Genomic DNA, 12133 nt, shown 5'->3' with positions numbered 1-12133 from the left:
GTGAGGAAGGATATTTGCGTTATATGCGGTTCCAGCAGCGATAAGGGCGTTGCTGCTTACACCTCGGCAGGAAGCATCGAAGCTTTGTAGTCCGCGCTACCGATTGCAGATATCACAGTACCCCCTCTTCTGGGAATTGGTGTTATTTTAGGTGCTTTTTTGCAAAAAAGATAAAATTTTGTGCTATTTGACTTGATTGCTTCAGGTTGACATAGAACATGAGCGTTGATAAGATTGGGGTAATTGTGACAATATAATATGTTGGGTGTATAGTCCCGGAGAATTCCGGCGAATGAGACATACCACACACATTGCGGACTGGGCGTATAAGGAAGCTTATGGTGCCTGGGAGGATGTTGTAAACGAGGTGTGCTCAGTAAGAAGAGAAGTGCGGTGAGAATCCGTCGCAACAGCCATTACTGTATGCAGAGCATAGACTCTGGCAAGTCAGATCGCTTGCTATATATCCATTCGGAATAATGTGAAAGGAGACACGATTATGAAGAGAAGAATTTTTGCTGTGTGTATGGCGATGTGCACGATGGCAATGGTTATGTTCACGGGAACAACAGGAAATGCTGTGAACGTGTATGCGGCGGCTGATGTAACGGATTCTACGATATATGCAGAGTCGGATGGTGTAACAGATTCTACGATATACACAGTGCCAGACGATATGACGAATCCAGCAGTATCTACAGCGACGAATGACGAGACGGATCCGGTGACAGGAACTGCGACAGAGGAAACTGCAGATGTGGCTGCAGTTGATTACACACAGGCCCTTGGCAATACTCTTGTATATCTGCGGAAGACTGCGGATGATCCACAGTATGAGGCTGAGTGGAATGTGATGACTCTTGCCAGATGCGGTTATGAGGATGAGGCATGGTATGGAAAATACTATGACAATATTGCGAAATATGTTCAGTCATGTGTTGAGGAGACAGGTTCTCTGAAGCTCGATAAAAAGCAGTATAAGGGTACGGATAATTCCAGGGTAATACTGGCCTTAACTGCGATTGGCGCTGATGCCACAGATGTTGGTGGATACAATCTGCTTGAGCCATTGGCCGATATGAATTATGTAACAACACAGGGAATCAATGGCCCGGTGTTTGCGTTGATTGCATTTGACACGGTAGGTTATGATATTCCGAAGCTTCCAGATGGAAGTGACGGTGTTCAGACGACAAGGGAAGGGCTTGTTGAATATATCCTTGGACGGGAGCTTTCTAGCGGTGGTTGGGCATTTTCTGGTAGTAATGCTGACCCGGATATGACAGGTATGACAATTCAGGCACTTGCGCCGTATTACAAGTCTAACACAGAGGTTAAGACGGCGGTTGACAGGGCGCTTGATGTAATGTCAGGGCTGCAGAAGGCTGATGGTGGATTTGCTTCATGGGGAACTGTGAATTCTGAGAGCTGTGCGCAGGTGATATGTGGATTGCTTGATATAGGCAGGGATGCCGGAACAGATGAGGCATTTGTCAAAAATGGACATTCTGTGCTGGATGCTTTGATGGAATTCTATGTTGCAAGTGCCGGTGGATTTGCGCATGCGGCAAATCAGAATGGAGAACTGGTTGTAAATGGAATGGCATCGCAGCAGGCTGGATATGCGCTGACTGCCTATGACAGATTCAAAAAAGGTAGGAACACTCTGTATGATATGTCGGATGCGAAAAAGCCATTATTTATAAGTGTGAAACTCAGCACCAGCTCATTTGTGTACGACGGCAAGGCCAAGAAGCCGGGCGTGACGGTGAAGATCGGTGACAGAGAGCTTAAGAATGGTGTGGATTACACCATTTCATATCAGAACAATGTCAATATTGGCAATTCGGCAAAGGTAGTGGTGACCGGCAAGGGAATATTCAAGGGCTCAGCCAGCAAGACATTTGTCATAAAGATGGCTGCGCCGGCTAAGACGAGTGTGTCGGCGGGTAATGGAGCAGCAGGCATAACAGTAAAGTGGAAGAAAGCGGCACGGGCTGACAGATATGTGGTGCTCAGAAAGGTTGGAAATGCAAAGAATTGGACGACTGTGGCCACCACAAAATCTCTGAGCTACACTGACCGGAAGGTCGCAAATGGCAAGAAATATATCTATGCAGTTAAGCCTGTTGGAAGTGGCGGGGAGGCTGCGTATACGACCCAGACAATATACAGGGTCAATCAGGAAAAGATAACAAAGATAAAGTCAACGGTGAAGAAAAAGTGCACTGTGACTTATAAAAAAAATGCGAGTGCTTCGGGTTACAGGGTGATGTATTCCACGGATAAGACATTTAAAAAGAATGTCAAGGTGTACAGGGCATCGGTAAACAAGAAGACAAATGTGACGTTGAGCGGACTCAAGGCGGGAAAGCGGTATTATGTCAGAGTTCAGGGATTCAAGAAGGTTGGAAAGACTTATTATTACGGAGCATGGAGCAAGACTGTAAACGTTGTGATCCGAAAGAAGTAGGCATATGGATAAGATCAAAGAATTTGTAAAAAAATATAAGAAACACATAAGCGGAGCTGTGATTGTTCTGCTGATCCTGGTGTGGGCTTTCTGGTATGGGGGGAATGCGCCGGGAGCCAGAGGCTTCAAGCTGGAAAAGACCGAAGAGGGACTCACAACTGAAGCTGTAGGCGGTGCGGAACTGACGGAGACAACGAAGAGTGCGACAGAGGAAAATACTGATGCAGGGAATGACAGGAAAAAGAAATCAGACAGTTCTGTAACCGATATCTCCTCAGAGACTCATTCGGATTCTGATACATCGGAAACAGAATATCAGACTTCCGCTGAGAGCACATCGGAGAATGTGACGGAGCGAAATTCTGAGACTACCACGGAGAAGAAGACGGAGGCTACTACAAAGAAGAATACCACCACGGAGTCTCAAAAAACAACGGAGAATAAGCCGGGGACCACGGCGACTACGGAAAAGCGGAAACCGGATAAGACAACTGCTGATTCTTCTGCCACGACAAAGGCAACCACAGAGAATACAACTGAGGCGCCGAAGAAAACCTACAGCTGCACTATATCAATAGGATGTTCCACAATATTTGACAATCTGGAACTGCTAAGACCGGAGAAAAAGGACTATGTGCCTGATGATGGCGTCATTCTGGGAACTGTGACAGCCACATTTGAAGAGGGGGACACAGTATTCGAAGTGCTTAAGTCGGTGTGCAGGGATTATGGTATACAGCTTGAATATTCATGGACACCTATGTACGGAAGCTATTATATAGAAGGAATTCACAATCTGTATGAATTTGACTGTGGTGATGGCTCAGGCTGGATGTACTCGGTAAATGGCTGGTTCCCGAATTATGGCTGTTCAAGCTATGAACTCAAGCAGGGAGATGTGATAAAATGGCTCTATACATGTGACCTGGGAGCAGATGTTGGATCCGAGATGCATTGACAGATTCGCTGAGACATGGGTACTGGACATAGTGATTGATAGGAGATAAAAATATAATTGTGAAAAGACAGGATTCATTTTCCACATATCACCCTATAGTCAATCTGGTATACTTTATATTCACTATAGGATATGCCCTGGCATTTACCCATCCGGTTTGCCTGGGCATGTCTTTTATAGGGGCATTTGTGTATTCGGTATTGCTTAGGGGATATGATGGCTTCAGGACTAATATAAAATATATGATCCCACTTATATTGCTGACGGCGCTCATCAACCCGGCGTTCAGCCATCAGGGAGTGACGATACTCACATATTTTCCGTCTGGAAATCCGTTGACATTGGAGTCTATAATGTATGGAATCATGGCTGCGTTTATGCTGGTGACAGTGATATGCTGGTTTTCGTGCTTTAACTGCGTTATATCATCGGACAAGATGGTGTATCTGTTCGGCAAGGCGGCGCCAGTGTTGTCACTGATACTTTCCATGACACTGAGGTTTATTCCGGACATATCAGGACAGTTTGGAAAGGTGTACAGAGCTCAGAGGGCATCTGGATACAAACCAAAAGGTTCGCATTTTGTGAGAATTAGAACGGGCTGCCATGTGTTTTCTGCCGTTGTAACCTGGGCTCTTGAACGGGCGCTTGTCACTGCAGACAGTATGAGATCAAGGGGATATGGACTTTCCGGAAGATCTGCATATTCACTGTATATATTTAGAAAAAGTGATACTAAAGCGCTTGCATTTATACTTGTGTGTGGATTGTATGTGCTGGCCGGCAGTGTGTGCGGAGGATTTGCGTTCTGGTATTATCCGTCTATAAGAGGAAGTATAAGTGGTACACTTACTGTAAGTATGTATGTAGTGTATGTATGTCTTATATGTGTTCCAATATATATGCAGGCAAAAGAAAATTTTAAGATTCGCAAAATGTGACGAAGGAGAAGCGGTGAATATATTAGATATAAAAGAACTGACATTTGCATATCCCGATAGCAATGATGATTCGGGCGAGAGATATTTGCCTGATGCATTGAAAAATGTGACACTATCAGTGGGACAGGGGGAATTCGTGGTCATATTGGGAAGTTCCGGATGTGGAAAGACCACACTTCTTAGGCAGTTGAAGACAAGTATCGCTCCTCACGGAAGATCGTCCGGGAAGATAGAGTTCAAAGGAAGAAGCCTGGAGGAGATGGATGACCGGACATCAGCAAGGCAGATCGGATTTGTACAGCAGGATGTCGATGCACAGCTTGTCACTGATAAAGTGTGGCATGAGCTGGCATTTGGATTGGAGAGTCTGGGATACGATAATGGATATATCAGACGACGCGTTGCGGAGATGTGTTCATTCTTCGGGTTATCCGGGATATTCCACAGGCGTGTCGCAGAGCTGTCTGGCGGACAGAAGCAGATGGTGAATCTTGCGTCGGTCATGGCTCTGTCTCCGGAGGTGCTGATACTGGATGAACCAACCAGCCAGCTCGATCCGATAGCTGCGAATGAATTCATAGCATGTCTTGTGAGAATCAACAGGGAGCTTGGCACGACCATCATCATGACTGAGCATAGGCTGGAGGAGGTGCTTCCGGTGTGCAGCAGAGCGGTGGTCATGGATGAAGGCACAGTGCTGTGTCAGGGAACTGTCAAGGAGGTAGCTGCCACCCTGAAAAATGAAGGACAGGGGTTAAAGGAAAAAGGTATAAACAGAAATGGATTGTATCTCTCCATGCCGGCGGCTGTCCAGGTGTATCTGGGGCTTGATGGCTCGGATGAATCTCCGGTGACCGTAGCGGAGGGGCGAAACTGGTTGTCACAGTTTGACAGTAAGTACAGGGAATCGGGGCATGAGGTTGCGCCTGGGTATGTGCTGGTGGATGAAGGGGATGCCAGGGAGGCAGATGGTCAGAAAACTGACCATGGTGCTGTAGAAACTACAAGAAAAATTGCGAATCGTCAGGACAAGTCCTGGGCAGTCAGGATAGATGAGGTTCACTTCAGATACGACAAGGGTTCGCAGGAAGTACTTCGCGGTCTGGATCTTGACATATACGATAATGAGATACTTATGATAAATGGAAGCAACGGATGCGGTAAGTCGACGTTGCTCTCCCTGATAGCGGGGGTAAATAAGCCGTACCGTGGAAGAATAAAGATAAAACAGGGTAAAAGTGTGGGCATGCTCCCACAGAACCCGGAGCTTCTTTTCACAAGACGTTCTGTACGGGAAGAACTGGTGGACGCAAGTGACAGAAAAAAGCTGGTGGACATAGTGAGGTTCTGTAAGTTGGAGCATTTGATGGACAGACATCCTTACGATCTGTCAGGAGGAGAGAAGCAGAGGCTGGCACTTGCAAAGGTACTTCTGTATGATCCTGATATTCTGCTCATGGATGAGCCGACAAAGGGGCTTGATAATGGGTTTAAGGCAGAACTCAAGTGTATGCTCAGAGATCTGCAGCGACATGGCAAGACCATAGTGGTGGTGAGCCATGATGTGGAATTCTGCGCTGTGGCGGGAGACCGTATAGCGCTGCTGTTCGATGGGGAGCTTGCCACAGTGAACGGCGTACAGGAATATCTGGCGGGCAATAATTTCTTCACCACTGCGGCGGCAAGGATCTCCCAGGGGATACTTCATGGTGCTGTTACTGTGACCGACATATTGAGGGCATATGGCGTTTCTGACAGCGAAGCCGGAGGGGAAGGCAGCTCTGGTGGTGACTCACGTGAGCCCAGATGTGAAGATGCAGATGTGGATGATGATAACAGGATTCCTGACGCTGAAATAACCAGAGATATTGTGCTGACGAAGGAGCGGGAGACGGACCCCCTGAAATGGTGGCAGATACTCACGATATCTGTCACGTCGGTGATCATCATATTCTGCTTCTGGCAGACCATGGCTCAGTCCAATCTGGCAGATCTTGTGCAGAGAGGGATGACCATCACGTCAAAGGGATGGAAATATCTGGCTATGTATGGAGTGATGATATGTGCCATAGCGGGGCTGCTCCTTGCTATAAGACCTGTCACCAAAAAGAAGAACGAGGATATCGTCATGGAAGCTGCCGGTCACAGATCCGTCAGGAGAACGATATTAAGTATAGTGGCTATGCTCGTTGTGATTCCACTTACGATATGGTTTGGATGCGAGAGACTTGGAGACAAAAAATATTATTTTATATCTCTGCTGATTATAATAGAGGCAATGATCCCGTTCTTCGTATCATTTGAGGGAAGAAAGCCCAAGGTAAGGGATATAGTCATATTGGCGGTTATGTGTGCTCTGGCCGTCACGGGCAGGGTGGCATTCTTCATGCTCCCGAACTTCAGCCCGACCATGGCCATAGTGATCATATCCGGAGTGGCATTTGGCTGCGAAGGAGGATTTGTGGTCGGCGCAATGTCCATGTTCGTGTCTAATTTTCTGATGGGGCAGGGCCCGTGGACTCCGTGGCAGATGTTTGCCATGGGACTGGTGGGGTTCATGGCGGGACTCTTCTTCTCCAAAAGCGGAGTGCGGACAAAGAACACGACAAAGCTTGGACTGTGCATATTCGGTGCACTTATCTGTATCCTGATATACGGCGGAATAATGAATCCGGCGTCGGTGATAATCTGGCAGCCGGCTGTGAACAGGAGCATGATCATAGCGTCATATGTGACGGGATTCCCATTTGACGTGGTGCATGGAACTGCAACGGTGATATTCCTGTGGCTACTGGCAATACCATTTCTTGAGAAGCTTGACAGGGTGCGGATCAAGTATGGTGTTCTGTAGACAAATAATAAAATGATTGAGGATTACTGCTATGATAAGAAATGAGAAACTGGAAGATATCTCAGATGGAAGATTATACGATGCAAATGATATGGTGAAGGCGTACTGCGATGAGTGCAAGGGGTGCCATGCCTGCTGCACAGGGATGGGGAGTTCCATCATCCTTGATCCACTGGACGTGATGAGACTTTGTAAGGAGACCGGAAAGAACTTTACACAGCTGCTTGAAAAGGAGCTTGAGGTCAATGTGGTGGATGGTCTGGTGCTTCCAAATATAAGGATGACGGCGGATAAGTGCCCATTCTTAAACGATGATGGCAGATGCAGCATCCATAGCGCGAGACCTGGCTTTTGCAGACTCTTTCCACTTGGCAGATATTACACCGATGACGGATTCAGATACATCCTGCAGATACATGAGTGTGAGCGCGCGGGCAGGACTAAGGTCAAGGTGTCGAAATGGATAGATACAGAGGACTTGCCGCGGTACACGAAATATATAAATGACTGGCACAAGTTCCAGAAGGACATGCAGAGAAACCTGATCGAGTATATGCGCGCTGGCGAGGATGAGACAGCGAGAAATCAGACCATGCTGGTGCTGCAGGTTATGTATGTGGGAATGTATGATGCGGAGAAGGATTTCTATGATCAGTTTGATGCCAGACTTGCGCACATTAGGAGTCTGCTGTGTATGACGGAGTAGAAAGGGATGGAATGGAGTATCTGGATGTAACTTTGTTTACCTTGTATCGGAAATCACTTGATCATACAGAGTTATAAATGTAAAAACAGGGTATAGAGTTTATATGGAAAAAGTTAGAGATATCATAGATAAGACATTTGAATATGGACAGGGCAGAGGTGAACTGCCGGGAGTCAATGAGCTGGGTGAAGCTATAAGAATTTTGTCGGATTCAGAGAACCCTCAGAGCTCTCAGGATGATCTCACTGACTTTGAGTATCTCAGAAGGAAAGCTTACGATCTGGCTCACCAGAGGTTTGGCAACAGGATATATATAAGAGGACTTATCGAGTTTACGAACATTTGCAAGAATGATTGCTACTACTGCGGTATCAGAAAGAGCAACATCCACGTTGACAGATACCGTCTGACAAAGGATCAGATTCTGGCTTGCGCCGATGAGGGATATGTGCTGGGATTTCGCACATTTGTGCTTCAGGGAGGCGAGGACGGAGGCTTTTCGGATGAGGCTATAGCTGACATAGTGAGGTACATCAAGGAGAGATATCCGGACTGTGCTGTCACGCTGTCATTTGGCGAGCATCCATATGAGACTTACAGGCTGTGGCGGATGGCTGGGGCGGACAGATATCTTCTGAGACATGAGACCGCGGACAGGGTGCATTATGAAAGATTACACCCGGATTCGATGAGCTATGACAACAGAGTTCGATGTCTGTACGATCTTAAAAGTCTTGGATATCAGGTGGGAAGCGGATTCATGGTGGGATCGCCGTATCAGACGCCGGTGAATCTGGCCGAGGATCTGCATTTCCTTGCGAAGCTGCAACCACAGATGATAGGAATCGGGCCGTATGTTCCTCACAAGGAGACGCCATTTGCGAAGATGAAGCAGGGAACGGTCAGGCAGACGTTGGTGATGATAAGCCTGCTGAGACTGATGTTCCCGAAGGCACTCATACCATCCACCACATCTCTCGGAACGATAGCGGCGGATGGCAGGGAGCGTGGGTTTATGCACGGTGCGAATGTGGTCATGCCGAATCTGTCTCCTGTGTCTGTCCGAAAGAAATACGAGCTCTACGACAACAAGATATGCACGGGGGAGGAATCGGCTCAGTGCCGCGGCTGCCTTGACAGGCGCGCAGAGGCGTTCGGATTCCAGGTAGTTGTCGATAGAGGAGACTACTGATCTGCGTCTGCTCCTTGAGGACTCGCGTAAGCTTATTTTTACTCTCTCTCTTCCTTGATGAACATGAACAGAAAGCTCACGAACAGCAGACAGCAGGAGAACCAGATGGTCCTCATATCAAATATACGGATGAAGTGACCGCCCACAGCGGCACCGATTCCGAATAGCAGGATGATCGCCCAGTAGCATAGGGATTTGAACAGTGTGTTCCTGTCCTTTGTTCTGAAGTATGCACACAGGGCATCTGTGCCGCTTCGGATATTTCCAATGCACATGGTGCTGGCAAATGCGTAGCCGTTGACCTTCCTGAATGCCTGAACCTGCATGGCACATGAAAATGAAACCATGGCATTTGCGAGAAGATTGAGTTTTATGGGAAGAAATCCCACGATAAGAAGCAGAAAAATCTCACACAATACAACGATCTGTCTCCAGTGAAACTGCTGCATATTCTGAAATTTCTGTTTTATACACTCGGCAGCAGCAATTCCAAGCGCAAAAAATAATAGAGGAACGGCATAGTGTACACACATTCTCCAGTTTCGGTCTACAAGATTCTGACCGAGAAGAACTATGTTGCCTGTCTGTGCATTTGCAAATACCTTTCCTCTGAATATATAGGTATATGCATCCTGCAGGCCTCCTGATACTGACAGGAAGGCCGCGGTGATGAAAGATTCTGACATTTGTCTATGTGGATAAAACTTCATGGTTCATATACTCCTTGGTTGTAGATTTGACATTCAGGCGCTGATCCCATCTGGGGGACGGAGGTGCCTGTCCCCATTTGGGGATCAGGTGCAGTACCTGAAGGTTTTGTCCGTCAGGATCCTTGCAAATATCAGTCCAAGTGGCAGGGCTATGATGATCATGATGGCAGCTGCAAACCAGGACACGGCATCGGAAAGTGACATGATTCCAAAGTTGTATATTGCCCGGTAAAGATAAAGTCCTGGAACCATGATGACTATAGATGGGACTGTCAGTGAGATTCGCGGATAACCATTGGTGCTTTTGATGAATGAAGCGAGCAGTCCGGCTGTGAGGGCTCCGGCAAATGCGGCGGCAGCTGCAGGAATGCCGGCAAGATCTACCAGTTCAAGACGGAGAGTGTTGGCTATGGCACCGATGGCAGCGGCTGTGGCGGCCATGTGTATGGAGCTGTTGAACATGATGGAGAATCCGAACACACCACAGAAGCTGGCAATCAATCTGAATACCAGATGAAGTCCTGGTGTTATGTCGAGTGCTACAAAATCCTGTGGGTGAAGCTTCAGCAGAAGCGCCATGATCCATGCGAACATCGTTGCCACAAGCACAATGATGATCGAGTATGTAAGCCTCTCAAGTCCTGATCTCAGATCCAGCTTTGAAAGGTCTATGCCGCTGGTGATGAATGGAAAACCCGGTATGATGAACAGCATTGAGCAGATATATCCGGCTTCGTGGAAGGCGGGTATATGGAATGCCAGTTCAGCGGCCTTTAGCAGCAGTGCGTACACAAGACAAGCGGCTGACACGGATACCGCTATGTTCATATATAAAGTAAAATGGTGTTTGATAAGCTTTGTCCTTATGAGGTTTCCAATTCCAGCTGCGACAAATGCCAGCATCATTTCTACAGGCCCGCCGCCTAGAAGAAATGTGAAGGCACAGCAAGCGAGGGCAGAGGCAAGTCCGAGACGGAGAGGAGAGTACAAGGTATGTATTTTTTCTATCTCATCAAGTCTCTGATGGATTTCCTCACCGGTCAGATGCGCCTCTTCATTTGGAAAATTGTCAACAAACTGCTCCATTCTGTAGAGTTTTGAGGTGTTCACGCCTGTATTGGCGATGCACAGGGACTGTGATACACAGTCGTGACCGTCAAAACAGTTGAATTCTATGGACATGAGTCCGACATCGACGGTACATGTGACGCCCAGTTCCTTGGAAAGCCTGTTCATGGAAGTACGGACACGCCATGCACCTGTTCCGCATGAGAGCATGATAAGACCGACTCTGCCTATGACAGAAGCCTTTTCAATCAGACCTGCCTTGCATATGAGTACATTGCTGTCGGCACTGGCGTAGTCATGCCATGGGATCTCCATGTGATTTTTCTCCATAATGTCTATGTACGATTCTGCATTTGCGTTTTTTGCATTCTTACTTTTCCGCATATATGATCGCCTCGGCTTTCGCAACGTGTCTTTCCAGATTCTTCATGAGCAGTGAATCCGGCAGGAATATTCCAAGCTCGTCATATCGCATGCCTTGTTTGCCCAAAGTATCCTGACCGTAGAATACAAATGCCATGGGAAGATTCTTCTCCAGTTCAACCATGATATCCCACACAGCACAGTATGCCTCAGCTTCGGTCTCCTTGAGCTTTACCGTGTCCGGCAGCTCCCTGATGAGCAGGACTCCGGTGCACTCTTCAAGGATCTTCTGCCCGACTTCCATGTTGTCAGAAGTGTATTCATGGCTGTATCTGTACGCCTTTGCAAGATACATATTCTCGTTGTGTGTCATATGTGTGTATATATCGTGAAAGTGCTGATAATCCTTTTCTCTTACAGAGTTTCTGAATTCAGGCAGAAGTTCGCCGTGCTCACCGGTCATGATGACAGGATTGGTCTTGCCATCGGCGTTGAAGCGATATGGGATGAGGTAGGAATTTCTTAGCAGATCGAACATTGTATTGTTGCAGATGGACATGAGGAATGCCGACATATCTCTGTCCAGATAAGCTGAGAGCAGTGATTTTGTAAATTCTTCCGGTGAAAGATTGCAGTCGAAGTCATCATTGCAGAACAGGTAATTACAGAATGTGTCCATGAGCTTTTCACATGCCCAGGGATCCCTGAGGATCTTTTCAAATAATATTTCTGATTTTTCTTCCCTTGGGAAAATGGTCTTTCCTTCCATAGATATGCGCATCCTTTCATATGATAAATGCTGTCTTGTCATTTAAATCTGGTTAGATTATACTATTGGAGTAGCAATAAGTGAAAATCATAATTGATATGG

Annotated in this window: 9 protein-coding genes; 6 read left to right on the top strand and 3 right to left on the bottom strand. The window is 47.0% G+C overall.

What is annotated here, in order from left to right; translation table 11 throughout:
- Positions 1 to 499: 499 nt before the first annotated feature.
- The 6 genes from OCV54_RS00110 to hydE all read left to right on the top strand — a co-directional run bounded on the left by OCV54_RS00110 (position 500) and on the right by hydE (position 9121).
- Positions 500 to 2473: a fibronectin type III domain-containing protein gene (locus OCV54_RS00110; protein ID WP_055222245.1), complete on the top strand. Its 1974-nt coding sequence runs from the start codon at positions 500 to 502 to the stop codon at positions 2471 to 2473.
- 4 nt (positions 2474 to 2477) lie between these two features.
- Positions 2478 to 3431 (top strand): DUF4430 domain-containing protein, encoded by a 954-nt coding sequence (locus tag OCV54_RS00105; RefSeq protein ID WP_055147424.1) that lies wholly within the window; start codon positions 2478 to 2480, stop codon positions 3429 to 3431.
- Positions 3432 to 3490: 59 nt separating this feature from the next.
- Positions 3491 to 4372, top strand: a complete 882-nt coding sequence (locus OCV54_RS00100) for an energy-coupling factor transporter transmembrane component T (RefSeq protein WP_242859614.1) — start codon at positions 3491 to 3493, stop codon at positions 4370 to 4372.
- A gap of 13 nt (positions 4373 to 4385) precedes the next feature.
- Positions 4386 to 7223 carry an ATP-binding cassette domain-containing protein gene (locus OCV54_RS00095; RefSeq protein WP_055222244.1) on the top strand — a complete coding sequence of 946 codons (2838 nt, stop codon included), beginning with the start codon at positions 4386 to 4388 and terminating at the stop codon, positions 7221 to 7223.
- Between the two features lie 31 nt (positions 7224 to 7254).
- On the top strand, positions 7255 to 7929 hold the full coding sequence (locus tag OCV54_RS00090; RefSeq protein ID WP_055222243.1) for a YkgJ family cysteine cluster protein: 675 nt from the start codon (positions 7255 to 7257) through the stop codon (positions 7927 to 7929).
- A 103-nt stretch (positions 7930 to 8032) separates the two neighbouring features.
- Complete coding sequence (gene hydE, locus OCV54_RS00085; RefSeq protein ID WP_055222242.1) at positions 8033 to 9121, top strand: [FeFe] hydrogenase H-cluster radical SAM maturase HydE; 1089 nt, start codon at positions 8033 to 8035, stop codon at positions 9119 to 9121.
- Between the two features lie 38 nt (positions 9122 to 9159).
- Here hydE and OCV54_RS00080 read toward each other — a convergent pair whose 3' ends face one another.
- From OCV54_RS00080 to OCV54_RS00070, 3 genes are all read right to left on the bottom strand, one after another.
- Positions 9160 to 9831 (bottom strand): YoaK family protein, encoded by a 672-nt coding sequence (locus OCV54_RS00080; RefSeq protein WP_015534577.1) that lies wholly within the window; start codon positions 9829 to 9831, stop codon positions 9160 to 9162.
- An 84-nt stretch (positions 9832 to 9915) separates the two neighbouring features.
- A complete protein-coding gene (locus tag OCV54_RS00075) occupies positions 9916 to 11283 on the bottom strand; it encodes a threonine/serine exporter family protein (protein ID WP_055147433.1) in 1368 nt (455 codons plus the stop codon).
- Positions 11270 to 12031 carry a DUF4866 domain-containing protein gene (locus OCV54_RS00070; RefSeq protein WP_055147436.1) on the bottom strand — a complete coding sequence of 254 codons (762 nt, stop codon included), beginning with the start codon at positions 12029 to 12031 and terminating at the stop codon, positions 11270 to 11272. Before OCV54_RS00070 ends, OCV54_RS00075 begins: the two co-directional genes overlap by 14 nt.
- Between the last annotated feature and the right edge of the window lie 102 nt (positions 12032 to 12133).

This window comes from Coprococcus aceti (genome assembly GCF_025567285.1).
Classification (GTDB): Bacteria; Bacillota; Clostridia; order Lachnospirales; family Lachnospiraceae; genus Coprococcus; species Coprococcus aceti.
Note: the sequence above shows the minus strand (reverse complement) of the source record. Positions and strands in the feature narration are given on the sequence as shown.

What these genes read in the sequence shown, in the direction of transcription:
- OCV54_RS00110 (WP_055222245.1), top strand. Translation starts at nt 500, where the DNA reads ATGAAGAGAAGAATTTTTGCTGTGTGTATGGCGATGTGCACGATGGCA.
- OCV54_RS00105 (WP_055147424.1), top strand. Translation starts at nt 2,478, where the DNA reads ATGGATAAGATCAAAGAATTTGTAAAAAAATATAAGAAACACATAAGC.
- OCV54_RS00090 (WP_055222243.1), top strand. Translation starts at nt 7,255, where the DNA reads ATGATAAGAAATGAGAAACTGGAAGATATCTCAGATGGAAGATTATAC.
- hydE (WP_055222242.1), top strand. Translation starts at nt 8,033, where the DNA reads ATGGAAAAAGTTAGAGATATCATAGATAAGACATTTGAATATGGACAG.
- OCV54_RS00080 (WP_015534577.1), bottom strand. Translation starts at nt 9,831, where the DNA reads ATGAAGTTTTATCCACATAGACAAATGTCAGAATCTTTCATCACCGCG.
- OCV54_RS00075 (WP_055147433.1), bottom strand. Translation starts at nt 11,283, where the DNA reads ATGCGGAAAAGTAAGAATGCAAAAAACGCAAATGCAGAATCGTACATA.
- OCV54_RS00070 (WP_055147436.1), bottom strand. Translation starts at nt 12,031, where the DNA reads ATGGAAGGAAAGACCATTTTCCCAAGGGAAGAAAAATCAGAAATATTA.